We start from the raw sequence: 22293 nt of genomic DNA, 5'->3' as shown, positions 1-22293 counted from the left end.
TTCGCTTCGGATCGCCCGCCATGACTGCCCATCGAATAGGTTTCCTGATTTGGCCCAGCACTAAAGCCTTGACGCTGGCGCTGGCCGAGGAGGCCTTGCGTGTCGCTCAGCGAGTGCATCCGGACGTGGTCTACGAGCTGTCGTTTCTTCAAGCCGAGCCTCCGACCGAGGGCGCCTGGCAACTGCCGGGCGAACCGTGGGCGGGCAAGCTCGAAGGTTTGCAGAAACTGTTCCTGGTGGCCGATGAGCCGCCGACTGCGCTGGCTTCGCCGCTGAGCAGTGCGCTTAAACAATTGGTGCGGGCCGGTTGCGTCATTGGTGGTTTGTCCGCCGGCGTCTATCCACTGGCCCAGTTGGGTTTGCTCGATGGCTATCGGGCTGCCGTGCACTGGCGCTGGCAGGATGATTTCTCCGAGCGCTTCCCCAAAGTCATCGCCACCAGTCATCTGTTTGACTGGGATCGCGATCGCCTGAGTGCCTGCGGCGGAATGTCGGTGCTCGATTTGCTGTTGGCGGTTCTGGCCCGTGACCACGGTGCCGAATTGGCCGGCGCGGTGTCGGAAGAACTGGTGGTCGAGCGCATTCGCGAGGGCGGTGAGCGCCAGCGCATTCCGTTGCAGAATCGCTTGGGGTCCAGCCATCCGAAGCTCACCCAGGCCGTGCTGCTGATGGAGGCCAATATCGAGGAGCCGCTGACCACCGACGAAATCGCCCAGCATGTGTGCGTGTCCCGTCGGCAGCTGGAGCGGATCTTCAAGCAGTACCTCAATCGTGTGCCGAGCCAGTATTACCTGGAACTGCGCCTGAACAAGGCGCGGCAGATGTTGATGCAGACCAGCAAGTCCATCATCCAGATCGGCCTGTCCTGCGGTTTCTCTTCCGGCCCTCATTTTTCCAGCGCCTATCGCAACTTCTTTGGTGCCACGCCGCGGGAAGACCGTAACCAGCGGCGTAGCAGCAGCCCGTTCGAATTGTCCTCGGTGCCGTCCGAACGGGGCTAAAGCTGGCGCAACCCCTTATATGGGTAGTGCATGTAACCCTGTGGCGAGGGGATTTATCCCCGCTGGGCTGCGAAGCAGCCCCAAGACAGCCAACCCAATCTATCTGGCACACCGAGCAGCCTGGCTTTAGGGGGCGCTTCGCAGCCCAGCGGGGATAAATCCCCTCGCCACAAGGTGTGTTTTGCATGGCCGAGGGAAATGTGGATGCAGGCACCTCAAATACACCGGCAACGTTTAAACTGCGCCTTTGCGACGCTATTTGTCGCATTGCCGTAAACCCGCGAAAAACGTGGGTTGGCGCTATAAGAAGTTGTCGCTTGGCGGCAAGGCCGGGCTGAAAACTGTCCTTACAATCCTTACCAAGCCCGCCAGTTCCAGGTGGGTGTTCCTCTTCAGGAGACTCCGATGTCCGTTGAGCAAGCCGCGGTACAACGCGCCGATTTCGACCAGGTGATGGTTCCCAACTATGCACCTGCTGCCTTCATCCCTGTGCGTGGTGCCGGTTCCCGCGTGTGGGACCAGTCCGGTCGCGAGCTGATCGATTTTGCTGGCGGTATCGCAGTCAACGTGCTGGGCCATGCCCACCCGGTTCTGGTCGGAGCCTTGACCGAACAGGCCAACAAGCTGTGGCACGTATCGAACGTTTTCACCAATGAGCCGGCCTTGCGCCTGGCCCATAAGCTGGTCGACGCGACCTTCGCCGAGCGTGCGTTCTTCTGCAACTCCGGTGCCGAAGCCAACGAGGCCGCTTTCAAGCTGGCCCGTCGCGTCGCGTTCGATCGTTTTGGCAGCGAAAAATACGAAATCATCGCTGCGCTCAATAGCTTCCACGGTCGCACGCTGTTCACCGTCAACGTCGGCGGGCAGTCGAAGTACTCCGACGGTTTCGGTCCTAAAATCACCGGCATCACCCACGTTCCTTACAACGACCTGGCCGCTTTGAAAGCGGCGGTCTCGGACAAGACCTGCGCCGTGGTGCTGGAGCCGATCCAGGGCGAGGGTGGTGTGTTGCCGGCCGAATTGGCTTACCTGCAAGGCGCCCGCGAACTGTGCGATGCGCACAACGCGCTGCTGGTGTTCGACGAAGTGCAGACCGGCATGGGCCGCAGCGGCCACTTGTTCGCCTACATGCATTACGGCGTGGTCCCGGACATCCTCACCAGCGCCAAGAGCCTGGGCGGTGGTTTCCCGATCGCGGCGATGCTCACCACCGAAGCACTGGCCAAGCACCTCGTCGTCGGCACCCATGGCACCACCTACGGCGGCAACCCGCTGGCCTGCGCGGTGGCCGAGGCGGTGATCGACGTGGTCAACACGCCTGAGGTGCTCAATGGCGTCAAGGCCAAGCACGACAAGTTCAAGACCCGCCTGGAGCAGATCGGCGTGAAGTACGGCCTGTTTACCCAGGTGCGTGGCCTGGGCCTGCTGATCGGTTGCGTGCTGAACGACGCCTGGAAGGGCAAGGCCAAGGACATCTTCAATGCCGCCGAACAGGAAGGCCTGATGATCCTGCAAGCCGGCCCGGACGTGATTCGTTTCGCCCCGAGCCTGGTGGTGGAAGACGCCGACATCGACGCCGGCCTGGACCGCTTCGAACGGGCTGCGGCGAAGTTGACCCAAGCCTGAGGCTGAGTCGGACCCTTTGTGGGAGCGGGCTTGCTCGCGAAGAGGCAGTCACATTCAACCCAAATGTTGCCTGACAAACCGCCTTCGCGAGCAAGCCCGCTCCCACACTGAGTATTTTTTTCTGTGTATCGACCCAATGGTCGAACCGTTTATTTCAAGTTAAGGAGTGACACCATGCTGGTGATGCGCCCCGCGCAAATGGCTGATCTGGGCGAGGTACAGCGTCTGGCTGCGGACAGCCCGATCGGTGTCACTTCCTTGCCGGATGACGTGGAACGCCTGAGCGACAAGATCGCCGCAAGCGAAGCCTCGTTCGCCGCCGAAGTCAGTTTCAACGGCGAAGAGAGCTATTTTTTCGTCCTCGAAGACACCGCCACCGGCAAGTTGGTGGGTTGTTCGGCCATCGTTGCGTCGGCGGGATACTCCGAGCCGTTCTACAGCTTTCGCAACGAGACCTTCGTCCATGCGTCCCGCGAGCTGAAGATCCATAACAAGATCCACGTACTCTCCCAGTGCCACGACCTGACCGGCAACAGCCTGTTGACGAGTTTCTACGTCGTGCCGGAACTGGTCGGGTCGCCTTGGGCCGAACTCAATTCCCGTGGGCGCCTGCTGTTCGTCGCCAGCCATCCGGAGCGCTTTGCCGATTCGGTGGTGACCGAGATCGTCGGCTACAGCGATGAAAATGGTGACTCGCCGTTCTGGGACGCCATCGGTCGCAACTTCTTCGACCTCAACTACGCCGCCGCCGAGCGTCTGTGCGGGCTGAAAAGCCGGACCTTCCTCGCCGAATTGATGCCCCATTACCCGATCTACGTGCCGCTGTTGCCGGATGCCGCCCAGGAAGCCATGGGCCAGGTTCACCCACGCGCACAGATCACCTTCGACATCCTGATGCGCGAGGGTTTCGAGACCGATCACTACATCGACATCTTTGACGGTGGCCCGACCTTGCATGCCCGCGTCTCGGGGATCCGCTCGATCGCCCAGAGCCGAGTGGTGCCGGTCAAGATCGGCGAAGCCGTCAAGGGCGCCGGTCGCCAATACCTGGTGGCCAACGCCCAATTGCAGGACTACCGCGCCGTGCTGCTCGACCTCGACTACGCGCCAGGCAAGCCTGTGACGCTGGACATGGAAGCAGCCGAAGCCCTGGGCGTCGGTGAAGGCGCCAGCGTGCGCCTGGTGGCGGTTTAACAGCAGTGTTTCGCGGGTGGCGTGAGCGGCCCGTCTGAGGAGATAGCATGATCGTTCGTCCCGTACGCAGCAGCGATTTACCCGCTCTGATCGCCCTGGCCCGCAGCACCGGCACCGGCCTGACCACCTTGCCGGCCAACGAAGAGCGCCTGGCCCATCGGGTTGGCTGGGCCGAGAAGACGTTTCGCGGCGAAGCCGGGCGTGGTGACGCGGACTACCTGTTCGTGCTCGAAGACGATGACGGTCGCGTGGTGGGCATTTCCGCCATCGCTGGCGCCGTGGGGTTGCGTGAGCCTTGGTACAACTTCCGGGTTGGCCTGACGGTCAGCGCTTCCCAGGAACTGAACATCTACCGGGAAATCCCGACGCTGTTCCTGGCCAACGACCTGACGGGCAATTCCGAGCTGTGCTCGTTGTTCCTCCATGCGGACTACCGCAACGGCCTCAATGGCCGGATGTTGGCCAAGGCGCGGATGCTGTTCATCGCCGAGTTCCCGCAGCTTTTCGGCAACAAGATCATTGCCGAAATGCGTGGCATGTCCGACGAAAATGGCCGCTCGCCGTTCTGGGAAAGCCTGGGCCGGCATTTCTTCAAGATGGAATTCAGCCAGGCCGATTACCTGACCGGCGTGGGCAACAAGGCGTTCATTGCCGAACTGATGCCCAAGTTTCCGCTGTACACCTGCTTCCTGTCGGAGGACGCCCGGGCCGTGATTGGCCAGGTTCATCCCGACACCGAGCCGGCGCTGTCGATGCTCAAGAGCGAAGGCTTCAGCTACCAGGGCTACGTCGACATCTTCGATGCCGGCCCGGCCGTCGAATGCGAGACTGGCAAGATCCGTGCGATCCGCGACAGCCAGGCGCTGGTGCTGGCCATCGGCACGCCGGGCGATGACGCCACGCCATTCCTCATCCATAACCGCAAATGCCAGGACTGCCGCATCACGGCGGCGCCGGCGCGCTTTGCCGCGGGCACCCTGGTGGTCGATCCGCTGACCGCCAAACGTCTTCAACTCAACGCTGGCGACCAGGTGCGTGCCGTGGCGTTGTCCGCTGCTCGGGAGTCGAAATAATGAAATCGTTGTACATCGCTGGAAGTTGGCTGGAAGGCCAGGGCGACGCCTTTGAGTCGTTGAATCCGGTGACCCAGCAAGTGCTGTGGTCTGGAAGAGGCGCCACGGCGGCCCAGGTGGAATCCGCAGTGCAGGCTGCGCGCCAGGCGTTCCCGGACTGGGCTCGGCGCCCGCTGGACGAACGTATCCAGGTACTGGAAGCATTTGCCGGCACCCTGAAGACTCACGCTGACGAATTGGCCCGCTGCATCGGTGAGGAAACCGGCAAGCCACTGTGGGAAGCGGCCACCGAAGTCACCAGCATGATCAACAAGGTCGCCATTTCGGTGCAGAGCTACCGCGAGCGTACCGGCGAAAAGAGCGGGCCCCTGGGCGACGCCACCGCCGTGCTGCGCCACAAGCCCCACGGCGTGGTGGCGGTGTTCGGCCCTTACAACTTCCCCGGCCATTTGCCCAACGGCCACATTGTGCCGGCGCTGCTGGCGGGTAACTGCGTGTTGTTCAAGCCCAGCGAGTTGACGCCGAAAGTCGCCGAGCTGACGGTCAAGTGCTGGGCCGAAGCGGGCCTGCCGGCGGGTGTGCTGAACCTGCTGCAAGGCGCGCGTGAAACCGGTATTGCCCTGGCGGCGGAGCCGGGCATCGACGGGCTGTTCTTCACCGGGTCCAGCCGTACCGGCAACCTGTTGCACCAACAGTTCTCCGGTCGTCCGGACAAGATCCTCGCGCTGGAGATGGGCGGCAACAATCCGCTGGTGGTGGATGAAGTGGCCGATGTCGATGCGGCGGTGTACACCATCATCCAGTCTGCGTTCATCTCCGCCGGCCAGCGCTGCACGTGCGCACGCCGCCTGCTGGTGCCGGAAGGCCCGTGGGGCGATGCCTTGCTGGCGCGCCTGGTGCAAGTCAGCTCGACCATTGAGGTTGGGCCGTTTGACCAGCAACCGGCGCCGTTCATGGGCTCGGTGGTTTCCCTGGCTGCCGCGAAAGCCTTGATGGATGCGCAGAATCATTTGTTGGGCAAGGGGGCCGTGCCGCTGCTGTCCATGACCCAGCCACGACCCCAGGCGGCGTTGTTGACGCCGGGGATCCTCGATGTCACCGCCGTGGCCGAGCGCCCCGACGAGGAATTGTTCGGGCCGTTGCTGCAGGTTATACGTTACAAAGATTTCGCCGGCGCGATCGCCGAAGCCAACAATACTCAATATGGCCTGGCCGCCGGCTTGCTTTCGGACTCTCAGGAGCGCTACGAGCAGTTCTGGTTGCAAAGCCGTGCGGGCATCGTCAACTGGAACAAGCAACTGACCGGCGCCGCCAGCAGCGCGCCGTTCGGCGGTGTCGGTGCCTCGGGCAACCATCGCGCCAGCGCTTATTACGCGGCGGATTATTGCGCGTATCCGGTGGCTTCGTTGGAGACGCCGAGCCTGGTCATGCCGGCGAGCCTGACGCCTGGCGTAAAAATGGTGTAGTCCTTTTCGCGAGCAGGCTCGCTCCCACAGGGATTTGCACCGTCCTTTTGTGGGAGCGAGCCTGCTCGCGAAGACCGCGCTGCGGTCTTAACTGATGCCTATAAAAAACAGATTCTCGTGGAGCCTCGCTGATGAAATCCTATGAAGTCAACTTTGACGGTCTAGTGGGGCCGACCCATAACTACGGCGGGCTCTCCTACGGCAACGTCGCCTCCCAGAGCAACAGCCAGCAATGCTCCAACCCCAAGGAAGCGGCGCTGCAGGGCCTGGCGAAGATGAAAGCGCTGATGAACATGGGGTTCAAGCAAGGTGTGCTGGCGCCACAGGAACGTCCGGACGTGGCGGCCTTGCGCCGCTTGGGTTTTGCCGGCAGCGACGCGCAGGTCATCCAGCAGGCCGCGAAAGAAGCGATGCCGCTGCTGGTCGCCAGTTGCTCGGCGTCGAGCATGTGGGTCGCCAACGCCGCCACCGTCAGCCCGAGCGCCGACACGGCTGACGGCCGCGTGCATTTCACCGCCGCCAACCTCAACTGCAAATACCACCGCAGCATCGAGCACCCGACCACCAGTCGCGTGCTGGGGGCGATGTTCGCCAACCAGCAACACTTCGCGCACCACGCCGCATTGCCAGCCGTGGCGCAATTCGGTGACGAAGGTGCGGCCAACCACACGCGCTTCTGCCGCGCCTATGGCGAGGCTGGTGTCGAGTTCTTCGTGTTCGGCCGCAGTGCGTTCGACAGTCGTTTCCCGTCGCCACAGAAATACCCGGCGCGCCAGACCCTCGAAGCCTCCCGCGCCGTCGCTCGCCTGCATGGCTTGAGTGAGGAGGGCGTGGTGTACGCCCAACAGAACCCGGCGGTGATCGACCAGGGCGTTTTCCACAACGACGTGATCGCGGTGGGCAACGGCGAAGTGCTGTTCTACCACGAGGATGCGTTCCTCGAGACCGAGAAGATGCTGGCCGAGCTGAGCGACAAACTCGCCAAGGTCGGTGGGAAATTTCAATCGGTGTGCGTACCGCGTTCGGCGGTCACCGTCGATGACGCGGTCCGTTCCTACCTGTTCAACAGCCAATTGCTGTCGCGTCCCGACGGCTCGATGCTGTTGATCGTACCGGAAGAATGCCGTAGCAACGAACGCGTCTGGCAATACCTGCAAGGCCTGACAAGCTCTGGCGGCGTCATCCGTGAGGTGCAGGTCTTCGACCTCAAGCAAAGCATGCAGAACGGTGGCGGCCCGGCTTGCCTGCGGTTGCGCGTGGCGCTGAACGAAACCGAGCTGGCAGCCGTCAACCCAGGGGTTATCATGACCGCGCCGCTGTACGATTCGCTGACCCAATGGGTCGAGACTCACTACCGCGACCGCATGACCGAAAACGACCTGGCGGACCCGCAATTGCTGCTGGAATGCCGGTCGGCCCTGGATGAGCTGACACAAATCCTTAAACTTGGCTCGGTCTATCCTTTCCAGATCAATTGAAAGCGCGCGCGACCTGACTACAGTCAAAGCAGGGCGCGTTGCCTTATCCCCAGACGAGAATGTAAAAACATGAGCGATACCCTGCAGCTGATCCTTGAAGACACCGACGGCACGCAACTGGAAACCTCCTGCACCCGCGTCGCGGTGATGTGGCAGGGCAAGGAACTGTGGATCCAGCAGGACGGCCGCGGCCAGCTGCTGATCGGCGTCGATGTCGAGGAAGGGGACGAGGAATACGCCAACCTGCTGTTGCGCCCATTGGCGACCAACCTGGTCAGCCTGCAGCTGGAAATGGAGCCGGCTGACATGAGCGATGACGATCATGTCCATGGCCCGGATTGCGGCCACGACCATTAAGGAAATCGCACTATGCTCGCCCTCGGCAAACTGCTTGAACTGACCCTCGCCGGCCGTGAACCGGCGGAGAAGACTCAACTGACTGTCGAAGGCGTACGGATGCGCTGGTTGAGCGAGGGCGCGCTGGAGGTCAAGCCGCCCGAGGCGCGGGATAATGGCTTGGACTTGCTGCTCTCGGCCGGTATCCACGGTAACGAAACCGCGCCGATCGAATTGCTCGATCGCCTGCTGCATGACATTGCCCGTGGCGACCTGAAGCCACGGGCACGCATCCTGTTCCTGTTCGGCAATCCCGAGGCGATCCGGCGCGGCGAGCGTTTTGTCGAGCAGGACGTCAATCGCCTGTTCAATGGTCGCCATGAGCTGAGCGGCGGCCCCGAGGCGTTGCGCGCCTGTGAGCTGGAACGGCTGGCCGCGAGTTTCTTCAGCGTGCCGGACCGCAGCCGCTTGCATTACGACCTGCACACCGCCATCCGCGGCTCGAAGATCGAGCAGTTCGCCCTCTATCCATGGAAAGAAGGTCGCCAGCATTCACGCCGTGAACTGGCGCGCCTGCGTGCTGCGGGGATGGAGGCGGTGTTGCTGCAGAACAAGCCGTCCATCGTGTTCAGCGCTTATACCTACGATCAGCTCGGTGCCGAGTCCTTCACCCTGGAGTTGGGCAAGGCCCGGCCATTCGGCCAGAACGACGGCGTCAATGTCAGCCAGCTGGAAACGCGCCTGCAACAGATCATCGAAGGCAACGAGCCGGAGATGGAAGACAGCCTCGACGGCCTGCAACTGTTCAGCGTCGCGCGGGAAATCATCAAGCACAGCGACAGCTTCCGCCTGAACCTGCCGGCGGACATCGAGAACTTCTCCGAGCTTGAAAAAGGCTACGTGCTGGCCGAAGACATCGCCCATACGCGCTGGGTGATCGAAGAAGAGGGCGCGCGGATCATCTTCCCGAATCCCAAGGTGAAGAATGGCTTGCGGGCTGGCATCCTGATCGTGCCGGCAACCGACGAAAACCTGATCTAAAGCCCCATCATTCCAGTGTGGGAGCGGGCTTGCTCGCGAATGCGGAGTGTCAGACAACTTATTTGTTAACTGACACACCGCATTCGCGAGCAAGCTCGCTCCCACAGGTTCTTTAGCGGCTTTTAAACCGCTACCGCCCGCTGCTCACTGCGACGCAGCGCCCGGGTCTTGTGCAGCGTATCGGCGCAGGTCTTCGCCGCTTCCTGGCCCTTGTGCACGAAATGCTCGAAGAAGAACTTCTGATGTTCTTCCCCAGCATGGAAGTGATGCGGCGTCAGCACGACCGAGAACACCGGCACTTCGGTTTCCAACTGCACCTGCATAAGGCCGCTGATCACCGATTGGGCGACGAACTCGTGGCGGTAGATGCCGCCGTCTACTACCAGGCCGGCCGCGACGATGCCGGCGTAGCGGCCGGATTTGGCCAGCAGTTTGGCGTGCAGCGGAATCTCAAAGGCACCGCCGACTTCGAAGAAGTCGATGTCACTTTCCTGATAGCCCTGGCTGATCATCTCGGCGACAAAGCCTTTGCGGCTCTGGTCGACGATTTCCTTGTGCCAGCAGGCCTGGATGAACGCGACGCGCTCGCCCGGATGGTTTTTGGTCTTGCTGTCGATTGCGGTGGGTTGCATGTTCTGGTTCCTGTTTGTGTGAAAAACAGGGCGTCATGAATCGAAGGGGATTCGAGGGTACGCCGCGCACAGAGTCGCAGTCGGCCCTTGGGTGTCAATCCCGTTCTCTCTTCATCCGGACTATGACCGTCGGCCCCGGGATCACACCGGGTCTGCTGACCTTGTCGCTGCACCGCAAAAGCCGTGTAGTGCCAAGCGCTCGCGGGCTATGCGCATTGCGCGCAATTACCGCCGGTGGGGAGTTGCACCCCGCCCTGAGAACGTTTTGCCGCCACGGCATGTGACGGCGGAGAATTTTTAACACATAAACCACTGTGGGAGCGAGCTTGCTCGCGATAGCGGTGGTTCAGCTTGCATCGATGCAGGATGTACTGCCGCCATCGCGAGCAAGCTCGCTCCCACAGGGATTTGGATAATCTGTTGGGTTAGTGTGGTCCTGGGCTTGATTATTCCTCGCCATGCCCGCAGTAATTGCCCTTCGAAAGGGAATTCCCCCACCAGAACCCGAGGCCAGATTCATGAGTGTTATCGATCTTCGCAGCGACACGGTCACCCAACCCACCGTCGGTATGCTGGATGCCATGGCCAGCGCGCCGACCGGCGACGATGTGTATGGCGAAGATCCGACCGTTAATCGCCTCGAAGCCGAGCTGGCCCAACGACTGGGTTTTGCCGAGGCGTTGTTCGTGCCCACGGGCACCATGAGCAACCTGCTGGGGTTGATGGCCCATTGTGAGCGCGGCGACGAATATATCGTCGGCCAGCAGGCCCACACCTACAAATACGAGGGGGGTGGTGCGGCGGTGCTTGGCTCGATCCAGCCTCAGCCTCTCGAAGTGCAGGCCGATGGCTCCCTGGATCTGGCGCACGTCGCGGCGGCAATCAAGCCCGACGACTTTCACTTTGCCCGTACCCGGCTGCTGGCGTTGGAAAATACGATGCAGGGCAAGGTCCTGCCCCTGGAATACCTGGCCCGGGCCCGGCGCTTTACACGGAAACATGGCCTCGCCCTGCACCTCGACGGCGCGCGGTTGTATAACGCAGCCGTCAAATTGAATGTCGATGCGCGGGAAATCACCCAGCATTTCGATTCGGTGTCGGTGTGCCTGTCCAAGGGCTTGGGCGCTCCGGTGGGCTCGGTCCTGTGCGGTACGGCCGAGCTGATCGGCAAGGCACGCCGGTTGCGCAAGATGGTCGGTGGCGGCATGCGCCAGGCCGGGATCCTTGCGGCGGCGGGGCTGTATGCCCTGGAGCATAACGTGCAGCGCCTGGCGGATGACCACGCCAATGCCCAGCGGCTCGCCGAGGGCTTGCGGGCGGCGGGCTACGAGGTCGAGCCGGTGCAGACCAACATGGTCTATGTGCAAATGGGCGAGCGGGCCGAGGCGATCAAGGCGTTTGCCGGTGAGCGGGGCGTCAAGCTCAGCGCGGCGTCGCGCCTACGAATGGTGACGCACATGGACGTCAGCGCGGCGCAAATTGATCAGGTAGTCGCCACTTTCGTCGAATTTTCCCGCCAATGACCCGCCAACCGCGCCAATTGACAGTTTCTATCGCATAAACACGCTGTACCCCGCGCAAAGGGCCGATATAATGCGGCCCTTTGCCGTTGCTTCGTCTGTTGACGTTATGCACAGGCCTTTGGCCGCAGCCTCCGTGGAAGAACCTAATGAAAAGCGCAGAAATCCGTGAAGCCTTCCTTCGCTTCTTCGAAGAGCAAGGCCACACCCGAGTAGCCTCCAGCTCTTTGATTCCGGGCAACGACCCGACCCTGCTGTTCACCAACGCGGGGATGAACCAGTTCAAGGACTGCTTCCTGGGCCAGGAAAAACGTGCCTACACCCGCGCGGTGAGCAGCCAGAAATGCGTGCGCGCCGGCGGCAAGCACAACGACCTGGAAAACGTCGGCTATACCGCTCGTCACCACACCTTCTTCGAAATGCTGGGCAACTTCAGCTTCGGTGACTATTTCAAGCGCGACGCCATTACCTTCGCCTGGACGTTCCTGACGTCTGACAAGTGGCTGAACCTGCCCAAGGAAAAACTCTGGGTAACGGTCTACGCGACTGACGATGAAGCCTACGACATCTGGACCAAGGAAGTTGGCGTCCCGGCTGAGCGCATGGTGCGCATCGGCGACAACAAGGGCGCGCCTTACGCCTCCGACAACTTCTGGACCATGGGCGACACCGGCCCGTGCGGCCCTTGCACCGAGATCTTCTACGACCACGGCGCCGACATCTGGGGCGGCCCACCCGGCTCGCCGGAAGAAGACGGCGACCGTTACATCGAGATCTGGAACAACGTCTTCATGCAGTTCAACCGCACCGCCGATGGCGTGTTGCATCCGCTGCCAGCGCCGTCGGTGGACACCGGCATGGGCCTGGAGCGGATCAGTGCGGTGCTGCAGCACGTCCATTCCAACTACGAAATCGACCTGTTCCAGAGCCTGCTGACCGCGTCGGCCAAGGCCATCGGTTGCACCAACGACAACCAGGCTTCGCTGAAAGTCGTGGCCGACCACATCCGCTCCTGCGGCTTCCTGATCGCCGACGGCGTGCTGCCGTCCAACGAAGGCCGCGGCTACGTGCTGCGCCGGATCATCCGTCGCGCCTGCCGTCACGGCAATAAGCTGGGCGCCAAGGGCAGCTTCTTCTATCAGATCGTCGGGGCGCTGGTGGCCGAGATGGGCGAAGCCTTCCCGGAACTCAAGTCCCAGCAAGCGCACATCGAGCGCGTGCTCAAGGCTGAAGAAGAGCAATTCGCCAAGACCCTGGAGCAAGGCCTGAAGATCCTCGAACAGGACCTGGCCGAACTCAAGGGCAACGTGGTCCCTGGCGACGTGGTGTTCAAGCTGTACGACACCTACGGCTTCCCGATGGACCTGACCGGCGACATCGCCCGCGAACGCAACCTGACCCTCGACGAGGAAGGTTTCGAGCGCGAGATGGAAGCCCAGCGTGTGCGTGCACGCTCCGCGAGCTCCTTCGGCATGGACTACAACAGCCTGGTCAAGGTTGACGTGGCCACCGAATTCACCGGCTACAGCGCAACCACCGGTTCGGCCAAGATCGTCGCCATCTATAAGGACGGCCAGTCGGTCGACATCCTGAGCGAAGGCCAGGAAGGCGTCATCGTGCTGGACAAGACCCCGTTCTACGCCGAGTCCGGCGGCCAGATCGGCGACTGCGGCTACCTGCAGGCCGGCAACTCGCGCTTCGACGTGCGTGACACCACCAAGACCGGCGGCGCGTTCCTGCACCACGGCGTGCTGGCCTCCGGCAGCCTGATGATCGCTGCCCCGGTGGCGGCCCATGTCGATGCCGAGGTTCGTCACGCGACGTCGCTGAACCACTCCGCCACGCACTTGCTGCACGCAGCCTTGCGTCAGGTGCTGGGTGAGCACGTCCAGCAGAAAGGTTCGTTGGTGGACAGCCAGCGCCTGCGTTTCGACTTCAGCCACTTCGAAGCCATCAAGCCTGAACAACTCAAGGCGCTGGAAGACATCGTCAACGCCGAGATTCGCAAGAACTCCCCGGTAGAGACCGAAGAAACCGACATCGAGACCGCCAAGCGCAAGGGCGCGATGGCGCTGTTTGGCGAGAAGTACGGCGACAGCGTGCGCGTGCTGAGCATGGGCGACTTCTCCGTTGAACTGTGCGGTGGCATCCACGCCAATCGCACCGGCGACATCGGCCTGCTGAAGATCGTCAGCGAAGGCGGCGTGGCCTCCGGCGTGCGGCGTATCGAGGCGGTCACTGGCGCTGCGGCGCTGGCGTATCTCAATGCGGCGGAAGAACAACTCAAGGAAGCGGCAAGCCTGATCAAGGGCAGCCGTGACAACCTGATCGACAAGCTGTCGGCTGTGCTGGAGCGCAACCGCCTGCTGGAAAAGCAACTCGAGCAGTTGCAGGCCAAGGCTGCCAGCGCCGCGGGCGACGATCTGTCGGCCCAGGCGGTGGACGTCAAGGGCGTCAAAGTGCTGGCCGCGCGTCTCGACGGCCAGGATGGCAAGGCGCTGCTGGCGCTGGTCGATCAACTGAAAAACAAACTCGGCCGCGCAGTGATCCTGCTCGGCGGTGTCCATGAGGAAAAGGTCGTTCTCGTCGCAGGCGTGACCAAAGACCTGACTGGCCAACTCAAAGCCGGTGATTTGATGAAGCAGGCCGCTGCAGCAGTGGGCGGGAAGGGCGGTGGTCGTCCGGACATGGCGCAAGGCGGCGGTACCGACGCCGGCGCATTGGACGCGGCACTGGCCCAGACCGTTGCATTTGTAGAGCAGGGTATTTAAGACGGCGCTCCGGGCTCGCCAAGGTGCGCCCGGCCGCTGTTGATTGATTATTTGGGCGCCCTTCATGGGCAGAGGCGGCTTTGAAATGGCTTTGATCGTACAGAAATTTGGAGGCACCTCGGTCGGCACCGTCGAGAGAATCGAACAAGTCGCCGACAAGGTTAAGAAATTCCGTGAAGCGGGCGACGACCTGGTGGTCGTGCTGTCGGCCATGAGCGGCGAGACCAACCGTCTGATCGATCTGGCCAAGCAAATCAGCGGCGACCAGCAACCGGTTCCCCGCGAGCTGGACGTGATCGTTTCCACCGGCGAGCAGGTGACCATCGCCTTGCTGGCCATGGCGCTGATCAAGCGTGGCGTGCCGGCGGTGTCCTACACCGGCAACCAGGTTCGGATCCTGACGGACAGTGCGCACAACAAAGCGCGTATCCTGCAGATCGATGACCAGAAGATTCGCGGCGACCTGAAGGCCGGTCGCGTCGTGGTGGTCGCCGGCTTCCAGGGCGTGGACGAACACGGCAACATCACCACCCTCGGCCGTGGTGGTTCCGATACCACGGGCGTGGCGCTGGCGGCGGCCCTCAAGGCTGACGAGTGCCAGATCTACACCGATGTCGATGGCGTCTACACCACCGATCCACGGGTCGTGCCCGTGGCTCAACGCCTGGACAAGATTACCTTCGAAGAGATGCTGGAAATGGCCAGCCTCGGTTCCAAGGTATTGCAGATCCGTGCGGTTGAATTCGCTGGCAAGTACAACGTTCCGCTGCGCGTCCTGCACAGCTTCAAGGAGGGTCCGGGCACCCTCATTACTATTGATGAAGAGGAATCCATGGAACAGCCGATCATTTCCGGCATCGCTTTCAACCGCGATGAAGCCAAGCTGACCATCCGTGGCGTGCCAGACACCCCCGGCGTGGCGTTCAAGATTCTCGGCCCGATCAGTGCCGCCAATATCGAAGTCGACATGATCGTGCAGAACGTCGCGCACGATAACACCACCGACTTCACTTTCACCGTGCACCGCAACGACTATCAGTCCGCCGAAGCCGTGTTGAAGAAAACGGCCGGCGAGATCGGTGCCCGCGAAGTGGTTGGCGACACCAAGATCGCCAAGGTCTCGATTGTCGGTGTCGGCATGCGTTCCCACGCAGGAGTGGCCAGCCGCATGTTCGAATCCCTGGCCAAGGAAAGCATCAATATCCAGATGATCTCCACGTCGGAAATCAAGGTTTCCGTGGTGATCGAAGAGAAGTACCTGGAGCTGGCCGTGCGCGCCCTGCACACGGCGTTTGAACTCGACGCTGCGGCCCGACAGGGCGAGTAAGGCGTTGCCTTGAGGGCGCGGTTTTTACCGCGCCCTTTGTTTTTCTGAATGGCGTGTCCCAAAACTGTTCTTTTGCGCGCGCTGGTCAATACTAGGCCTGTAGGCTGCGACCGTTTCGGTTGTAGGTCCCATGCCTTTTTTTTGCAGACGGTTGTCCCTTAAGTGAATTGCGTGAGGAGAAAGGTATGCTGATTCTGACCCGTCGGTGTGCAGAAAGCCTGATTATTGGCGATGGCGAAATCACCGTGACCGTGCTCGGCGTCAAAGGAAACCAAGTGCGTATCGGCGTCAACGCCCCGAAAGAGGTCGCTGTGCACCGCGAGGAAATTTACCTGCGTATCAAGAAAGAGAAGGACGACGAACCAAGCCATTAATTTTTATCGATTTTTATGTTTGCAAACGGGGATGAAGGTGGTTAATATACGCCCCGTGTTGCGGAGAGCTGGCCGAGTGGCCGAAGGCGCTCCCCTGCTAAGGGAGTACACCTCAAAAGGGTGTCGGGGGTTCGAATCCCCCGTTCTCCGCCATTATTCGTTTAGTGCGCTGTAATCTGGCTTGATCGGTAAGTGTTTGAAATTACTGAAAAAAGCGCTTTACAAAAAGATTTGGCGACCTATAATGCGCGGCAACAAATGCACTCGTAGCTCAGCTGGATAGAGTACTCGGCTACGAACCGAGCGGTCACAGGTTCGAATCCTGTCGAGTGCACCATTTAAGAGTTGCTTGCAGCAATGCAAATAACTTGGCTTCAACCAGTTGTGATCTGGTATAAAACCACAACTTGCACTCGTAGCTCAGCTGGATAGAGTACTCGGCTACGAACCGAGCGGTCACAGGTTCGAATCCTGTCGAGTGCACCAAACACCAAAAAGCCTGCGTTTAACGCGGGCTTTTTGCTGTCTGCGATTCAGGTTTTCACACATCCTTTCTCATCAAATACCACCTCTGCACTGCGACCCTTCTTGGTTTTGTAGGTATACCGCGTGCTCGAATTCCGCACCTTGATCGTGTCGGGCTTGCCAAGCGCGCTCTCGACGTCTTGCTGGCTCATGCCAGCGATGATCCGACGGTTGATGATCGCTTCGCGGCGCTGGCCGGCGCTGATCAGGTTCCCGCAGCGGTCTTCGAGGCGACCGACGATGGTCGGTTCCCTGCGCCTGGTTTTGTTGCTGGATGTTTGATGGCTCTCGGCTTCGGGCAGCATCGGCTCGATGTAGCCTGGGTTGAACGAATGGATCGGTTGCAGCGTCAGGGTTTCTCCCGGGCCGCAGCTCAAGGTCGTGAAGGTGACCTGTCCATCGAGATCTTCGCAGCGATGCACAACGTGGTCAGCAGCCCAGAGCGGCAGGCAGGGCAGGGCGTAGAGCCAAAATAGACAGCGAAATCCAGGCATCCTGGCGTCCCTCCTTGACGGTGAATAGAGCAAGGGTAGCTGCTGCACTTTTGCCAGGCGGTGTGTTTTCTTTTCAGAATAAGTCGTCGTAGATACGGAGGTTCAGCTTGTGTTCAGGTTTGTCTCGCAAGCGCTTGTTCTTGCCATGATTTTTTAACGTTTTACAGCGCCAAGCGGTGTATGATTGCGCCCGTCAGCCCCGCCGGGGCTTTGGAATATCTTCATGGACTTACCCAGTAGTTACTCAACAGCTTGTTTTGCCAATCATGAATTAACTGATTGATCCTTCCGGCGTGCTCCACTGCTGGGAGTGGAGTTCGCCTATGACTGAAATCGAAGTAAAAAAAACGCAGGAAAGCCTTCAGGATCGCCTCGCTCAAGTCGTTGAGCTGCTGCATCGCCAGCGGGTCGTGGAAGACCTGACGCATCGCCAGGAAGGGCCGCATCATGACCGGGTCGAGAATCTGGTCCACCGGCAGAACCTCGTCGAGTTGCAACGCAAGCTCGATGACCTGCACTCCGCCGACGTCGCCTACATTCTTGAAGCCTTGCCGCTGGAAGAGCGCCTGACGGTCTGGCAACTGGTCCAGGCTGATCGCGACGGCGACATCTTGCTTGAGGTGTCCGACTCGGTTCGTGAGACCCTGATCGCCGACATGGATGATCATGAGCTTCTCGCTGCGGCCAAGGAAATGGACGCCGACGAACTCGCCGACCTTGCCCCCGAATTGCCCCGCGACGTTGTCCATGAACTGATGGAAGCCCTCGATGGCCAGCAGCGCGAGCGTGTGCGCTCGGCGTTGTCCTACGACGAGGAGCAGGTCGGTGCGCTGATGGACTTCGAGATGGTGACGATCCGTGAGGACGTCAGCCTTGAAGTGGTCTTGCGCTACCTGCGTCGTCTGAAGGAGCTGCCGGGGCATACCGACAAACTCTTCGTCGTCGATTATGACGGCGTGCTCAAGGGCGTACTGCCCATCAAGCGCCTGCTGGTCAACGACCCGGAAAAGCAAGTGGCCGAGGTGATGGCCAGCGATCCCGTGAGCTTTCACCCTGACGAGAATGCCTACGATGCGGCGCAGGCGTTCGAGCGCTACGACTTGATCTCGGCGCCGGTGGTGGATAAGAACGGCAAGCTGATCGGCCGTCTCACCATCGACGAAATGGTTGACCTGATTCGTGAGGAAAGCGAAAGCGAAGTCCTCAGCATGGCGGGTCTACGGGAAGAAGAAGACATTTTTGCTTCTGTCTGGAAATCCCTGCGTAACCGCTGGGCCTGGCTGGCGATCAACCTGATCACCGCGTTTGTCGCCTCCCGAGTCATCGGCCTGTTCGAAGGCTCCATCGAGAAGCTGGTAGCGCTGGCAGCGTTGATGCCTATCGTTGCCGGCATCGGCGGTAACTCCGGCAACCAGACCATCACCATGATCGTTCGCGCCATGGCGCTGGACCAGGTCAGTACGGGTAACACGTCGCGGTTGATGCGCAAGGAACTGGCGGTGGCGTTGATCAACGGCGTCATCTGGGGCGGCGTGATTGGCGTTGTGGCCTATCTGCTTTATGGAAGCTGGTCGTTGGGCGTGGTCATGACTGCTGCGATGACCCTCAATCTGTTGTTGGCGGCATTGATGGGGGTACTGATTCCCATGACCCTGGCTCGCCTGGGCCGCGACCCGGCGATGGGGGCCAGCGTGATGATCACCGCCATGACCGACAGCGGCGGGTTCTTTATCTTCCTGGGCTTGGCGACGATCTTCCTGCTCTGAATGGCTTATCAAGAAGCCCGCCCTGCCGGCGGGCTTTTTTCTGGGCGATTGCTTTTCACCGCGGCCAAATTTCGGGCAAAAAAAAGCCAGCACGAGGCTGGCTTTAATATCTTGGACGCGATCAGGACGCGTCTGCGGCCATTTCGGCGTCGTGGGCGATCAGCGAAACAAGGGCGTTCTGCTGACGATGGGAAAGTTGTCGGAAGCGTTGAAGCAACTCGCGCTCATGCAGCGAAAGCTCCGGGCTGTCCAGGCGCATGCTCAGCTCTTCGCCCAACGCACCTTCCTGAATCAGGCTTTGCTCCAGGCGCGCAATGATTTCGGAGTTCATGCTGCGGTGATGATTACGAGCCACCTCGGCAATGCGTTCGCGCATTCCGTCTGGCAGACGTACGACGAACTTGTCAGCCGTACGGCTGGAATAAATTGGCTTTGTCATTGGGCGCATATTTATTAACCGGTTAGTTCAGGGGAGCGGTTCTCGGGATTGGCCGCAGGATGTCGATAGGACAAGGCGCGCAGCCAAATGTTCAACCTGAATTGTTATGAGGCCCGCATCATGCCTCAAAATTGCCAGATCATTGGCGCCAATTCTGTGACAAATTCTGATCCGGGTAAAGGCGTTATGCCAGCACCTTTCATCAAAAAATGCGGACTGGTTTGAAAAAACCGTCAGGTTCCGCATTTGTGACCACTGCATCGTGTCGTTGTGCCATACCGTTGGGCAGATAACCGGTGCGGAACAAGACGGCTGCTTTCCTTGTTACGTATAGGATAGTGGCAATTGGCCGATTTACTAGATCGACAAGGCTGGGACAGATGAGTGGCGGCTGGAGTCACGGGCTATTCGCTTGACGACACGGTGGGCCGTACCATTTGCCTACACTTAATAGGCGGGGATGCATGACAAAAGCGGGGCTGGCCGTTAACATGCTCGCCGTCCAACGCACCGCGTTTCTCGTGGTCGACCCGTGTCTCAGTAGCTCAATTGGATAGAGCATCCCCCTCCTAAGGGGAAGGTTGGCAGTTCGAACCTGCCCTGGGACACCATTTCCTGTGCAAATCCTCCCAAGCCCTTCCACGAATCCTTAACGGATCGCTGTTTGCGGCCGATAACCCAATGAGGCCCCTTTCCTGACGTCGCGGCGTCCCGGAGCGGCTCGCGGTGGGTGTCGCGGTTGTCTATCATCTGCGCGCCTCGCCCAACCGCGGGGCGGTGTTGTGTTGTTTTTTGCCATTGAGCTCATTTTCTTATTTGCCTGGACATCCTCGATGCTGGCGTACCACCAAAAAAGTTTTCTGATCGTCGATGATTTCTCGGACTTCCGCAGTTCCGTCCGGTCTATGCTGCGTGAACTGGGCGTCAAGGACGTGGACACCGCCGATACGGGTGAAGTAGCGCTGCGAATGTGCTCGCAGAAGCGCTATGACTTTATCCTGCAGGACTATCACCTGGGTGATGGGCGTAAAAATGGTCAGCAGGTCCTGGAGGACCTGATGATCGAGAAATTGATCAGCCATGAAAGCGTCTTCCTCATGGTGACCGCCGAGACCAGCCAGGCGATGGTGCTCAGTGCCTTGGAGCATGAGCCCGATGCATACCTGACCAAGCCATTCAATCGCTCCGGCCTGGCCCAGCGGTTGGAGCGCCTTGAGCAACGCAAGACGCTGCTCAAGCCGATCCTGCAGGCCCTCGATCGTGGCAAGCCGATGGAAGTGCTCAATGCCTGTATCGCCCTGTGCAAGCAGGACCCGCGCTACGGGCCGCTGTGCCTGCGCTATCGGGCCGATGCGCTGCGCGACCTGAATCAGAACGAGGCCCTTGAGCGGTTGTACAATTCCATCATCGCGGATCGCCCGTTGCCGTGGGCGTACGCGGGGTTGGGTAAATTGCTCTTCAAGCGTGGGCAGATAGGCGAAGCCAAGGCTGTCTATGAAAAAGCCCTGAAAGTCTTTCCGATGATGCCGGCGTTGTACGACGGCATGGCCGATGTGCTGGTGGCCGAAGGCGACACCAAGCAGGCTCAAAGTGTGCTGGAAGAGGCCGTCCGCCTGTCGCCCCTGGCGGTGCGCCGACAAGCGTTGTTGGGCAAGTTGGCGATGACCAACGAGGATTACGACACCGCCTCAAAAGCCTATCGTCAAGCGGTGGGGCAGGGCGCGCAGTCGCGCTTCAAGGACCCGGAAACCAACCTTGGACTCGCCCATGCGTTGATCAGCAAGGGCAGCGAGAAGGGCCTGGACACTCGGACCCGTCTGGAAATCAACACGACGCTCAGCGCCGTGGCGAAGGAAAACCCCAGCGATCCGGGGCTGCAGGTGCGGGCGCGCCTGATGAAAGCCACGAGCCTGCTGCTCAACGATGCCGAAACTGCCGAGAAGTTGACCGAGCAAGCCTTGCAGCGCCTCGACGGCATGGAGCAGTTCATGAGCGCCGAAGCCGCCTTGCTGGTGGCCAAGCAGTTGCAGATGCTTGGCCAGACCAGCGCCGGCGAGTCGATGCTCAAGAACTGCGCGGAAATCTACGGTGATGATCCGGCGGTCATGCAAGGCATCGCCAAGCTCACCGACGACCCGAACATTCTCAACCAGGGCAATGCCGCCGCCGAGCTGAACCGCGAAGGCGTGCGCGTCTACAAGACGGGCGCATTGCCCGAGGCGCGGGAATTGTTCCGCCGGGCCCTGAAGATGCAACCGAAAAACATCAGTATTGCCCTGAACATGGCGCAGTCCCTGCTGCATGGCACCGATACCAGTGTGGAGTCGGAGCTGCTGCAGGAATGCCGCGCCTGCCTGAAACTGGTGGGCATGATGCCCGACACCGATGCGCGTCATGCGCGCTATCAAAAACTGCGAAGCAAGGCATTTGGCGATGAATGACAGCGAACAGGCACTCGATTTTTCCACGGTGATCGCGTCTACCGTGCATGACATGAAAAACTCTCTGACCTTGCTCATGCAGGCGCATACGCAATGGCTCGAGCGCTTGCCGGAGCGCGAGCGGCAGACATCGGAGCAGGGCGTGATGGACTTCGAGTTCGCTCACCTCAATGGCCTCCTGGTGCAATTGTTGGGACTTTATAAACTCGGGGTGAATCAACTGCCGCTGCATCCGGCCTATCACGAGCTGGATGACTTCATCGAAGCGCAACTGGCCGGCCACCAGGACGTGTTTCGCAGTCGCGGGATCATGGCCACATATGAAGTCGATCCGCTGAGCCCGCTGGGTTTCTTCGACCGTGAGCTGATTGCTTCGGTGCTCGATAATACGATCAACAACGCCATTCGCCATGCCCGGCAGGCATTGCTGATCAGCGTGAGCGACGAGGCTGGGCAACTGGTGTTGACCATCAACGACGACGGCGAAGGTTACCCGCCTGAGATGATCGAGCGTCAGGCCGAGTACGTGCAGGGCATTAACCACAGCAGCGGTAGCACCGGGCTGGGCCTGTACTTCGCCGCCAGGATTGCCGGGCTGCACCAGCGTGGCGGCTTGAGCGGGCGTACCGAGATTGCCAACGGCAGTGTGCTGGGCGGTGGGGTGTTCAGGCTTTATCTGCCCTGAGCCAGTCTCCGGGTCGGTACAGAACCCTGTGGGAGCGAGCTTGCTCGCGATAGCGGTATATCAGCTTGCATCAATGCTGCTGACCTGACGCTATCGCGAGCAAG

Annotated in this window: 17 protein-coding genes, 4 tRNA genes, 1 pseudogene and 1 riboswitch; of the genes and pseudogenes, 19 read left to right on the top strand and 3 right to left on the bottom strand. The window is 60.6% G+C overall.

Going from position 1 to position 22293, the window contains the following annotated elements; genetic code table 11:
- Positions 1-20 precede the first annotated feature (20 nt).
- The 8 genes from argR to astE all read left to right on the top strand — a co-directional run bounded on the left by argR (position 21) and on the right by astE (position 9215).
- On the top strand, positions 21-1001 hold the full coding sequence (gene argR, locus Q7C33_RS00630) for a transcriptional regulator ArgR (RefSeq protein ID WP_030142458.1): 981 nt from the start codon (positions 21-23) through the stop codon (positions 999-1001).
- Positions 1002-1406: 405 nt separating this feature from the next.
- Entirely contained in the window at positions 1407-2627 is a 1221-nt protein-coding gene (locus Q7C33_RS00625; RefSeq protein WP_217861411.1) for an aspartate aminotransferase family protein, read from the top strand.
- 174 nt (positions 2628-2801) lie between these two features.
- On the top strand, positions 2802-3821 hold the full coding sequence (aruF, locus tag Q7C33_RS00620) for an arginine/ornithine succinyltransferase subunit alpha (RefSeq protein ID WP_030142456.1): 1020 nt from the start codon (positions 2802-2804) through the stop codon (positions 3819-3821).
- Positions 3822-3868: 47 nt separating this feature from the next.
- Positions 3869-4894: an arginine N-succinyltransferase gene (gene astA, locus Q7C33_RS00615; RefSeq protein ID WP_030142455.1), complete on the top strand. Its 1026-nt coding sequence runs from the start codon at positions 3869-3871 to the stop codon at positions 4892-4894.
- A complete protein-coding gene (gene astD / locus Q7C33_RS00610; RefSeq protein WP_407682847.1) occupies positions 4891-6360 on the top strand; it encodes a succinylglutamate-semialdehyde dehydrogenase in 1470 nt (489 codons plus the stop codon). Before astA ends, astD begins: the two co-directional genes overlap by 4 nt.
- 131 nt (positions 6361-6491) lie before the next feature.
- Positions 6492-7838, top strand: a complete 1347-nt coding sequence (gene astB / locus Q7C33_RS00605; RefSeq protein ID WP_202335032.1) for an N-succinylarginine dihydrolase — start codon at positions 6492-6494, stop codon at positions 7836-7838.
- A gap of 69 nt (positions 7839-7907) precedes the next feature.
- On the top strand, positions 7908-8195 hold the full coding sequence (locus tag Q7C33_RS00600; RefSeq protein WP_030142452.1) for a hypothetical protein: 288 nt from the start codon (positions 7908-7910) through the stop codon (positions 8193-8195).
- 12 nt (positions 8196-8207) lie between these two features.
- Positions 8208-9215, top strand: a complete 1008-nt coding sequence (astE, locus tag Q7C33_RS00595; protein ID WP_030142451.1) for a succinylglutamate desuccinylase — start codon at positions 8208-8210, stop codon at positions 9213-9215.
- A 122-nt stretch (positions 9216-9337) separates the two neighbouring features.
- Here astE and Q7C33_RS00590 read toward each other — a convergent pair whose 3' ends face one another.
- A complete protein-coding gene (locus Q7C33_RS00590) occupies positions 9338-9847 on the bottom strand; it encodes a 6,7-dimethyl-8-ribityllumazine synthase (protein WP_030142450.1) in 510 nt (169 codons plus the stop codon).
- Positions 9848-9945: 98 nt separating this feature from the next.
- Positions 9946-10113: riboswitch (FMN riboswitch) on the bottom strand.
- 252 nt (positions 10114-10365) lie between these two features.
- Here Q7C33_RS00590 and ltaE point away from each other — a divergent pair.
- The 7 genes from ltaE (at position 10366) to Q7C33_RS00555 (ending at position 16325) form a co-directional block, all read left to right on the top strand.
- Entirely contained in the window at positions 10366-11370 is a 1005-nt protein-coding gene (gene ltaE, locus Q7C33_RS00585; RefSeq protein ID WP_323154881.1) for a low-specificity L-threonine aldolase, read from the top strand.
- A 146-nt stretch (positions 11371-11516) separates the two neighbouring features.
- A complete protein-coding gene (gene alaS / locus Q7C33_RS00580; protein ID WP_030142448.1) occupies positions 11517-14138 on the top strand; it encodes an alanine--tRNA ligase in 2622 nt (873 codons plus the stop codon).
- Between the two features lie 85 nt (positions 14139-14223).
- Complete coding sequence (locus Q7C33_RS00575) at positions 14224-15465, top strand: aspartate kinase (protein ID WP_030142447.1); 1242 nt, start codon at positions 14224-14226, stop codon at positions 15463-15465.
- A gap of 185 nt (positions 15466-15650) precedes the next feature.
- Entirely contained in the window at positions 15651-15839 is a 189-nt protein-coding gene (gene csrA / locus Q7C33_RS00570) for a carbon storage regulator CsrA (RefSeq protein WP_003178872.1), read from the top strand.
- 62 nt (positions 15840-15901) lie between these two features.
- Positions 15902-15992 (top strand) — tRNA-Ser (locus tag Q7C33_RS00565).
- Positions 15993-16099: 107 nt separating this feature from the next.
- Positions 16100-16176 (top strand) — tRNA-Arg (locus Q7C33_RS00560).
- A gap of 72 nt (positions 16177-16248) precedes the next feature.
- A tRNA-Arg gene (locus Q7C33_RS00555) sits at positions 16249-16325 on the top strand.
- Between the two features lie 19 nt (positions 16326-16344).
- On the opposite strand, the pseudogene Q7C33_RS00550 reads toward Q7C33_RS00555, so the two are convergent.
- Positions 16345-16858: pseudogene (locus tag Q7C33_RS00550) on the bottom strand (cell envelope protein SmpA).
- A gap of 323 nt (positions 16859-17181) precedes the next feature.
- On the opposite strand from Q7C33_RS00550, the gene mgtE reads away from it, so the two are divergent.
- Positions 17182-18624, top strand: a complete 1443-nt coding sequence (gene mgtE / locus Q7C33_RS00545; protein WP_030142446.1) for a magnesium transporter — start codon at positions 17182-17184, stop codon at positions 18622-18624.
- A gap of 121 nt (positions 18625-18745) precedes the next feature.
- On the opposite strand, the gene Q7C33_RS00540 is transcribed toward mgtE, so the two are convergent.
- Complete coding sequence (locus tag Q7C33_RS00540; RefSeq protein WP_030142445.1) at positions 18746-19072, bottom strand: Arc family DNA-binding protein; 327 nt, start codon at positions 19070-19072, stop codon at positions 18746-18748.
- Positions 19073-19597: 525 nt separating this feature from the next.
- Between Q7C33_RS00540 and Q7C33_RS00535 the strand changes: the two genes are divergently transcribed.
- The 3 genes from Q7C33_RS00535 (at position 19598) to Q7C33_RS00525 (ending at position 22189) form a co-directional block, all read left to right on the top strand.
- Positions 19598-19674, top strand: a tRNA-Arg gene (locus Q7C33_RS00535).
- 222 nt (positions 19675-19896) lie between these two features.
- Positions 19897-21504, top strand: coding sequence for a tetratricopeptide repeat-containing response regulator (locus tag Q7C33_RS00530; RefSeq protein ID WP_030142444.1), 1608 nt, complete (start codon positions 19897-19899; stop codon positions 21502-21504).
- The gene (locus Q7C33_RS00525) at positions 21497-22189 is read left to right on the top strand and encodes a sensor histidine kinase (RefSeq protein WP_407682667.1); all 693 of its coding nucleotides are present in this window, start codon (positions 21497-21499) and stop codon (positions 22187-22189) included. The genes Q7C33_RS00530 and Q7C33_RS00525 overlap by 8 nt, the downstream gene beginning before the upstream one ends.
- Positions 22190-22293: the final 104 nt, after the last annotated feature.

The organism is Pseudomonas sp. BP11-1-1 (assembly GCF_052112105.1).
Classification (GTDB): Bacteria; Pseudomonadota; Gammaproteobacteria; order Pseudomonadales; family Pseudomonadaceae; genus Aquipseudomonas; species Aquipseudomonas alvandae.
The sequence above is the reverse complement of the archived record's forward strand: the minus strand, read 5'-3'. Positions and strand labels throughout refer to the sequence as shown.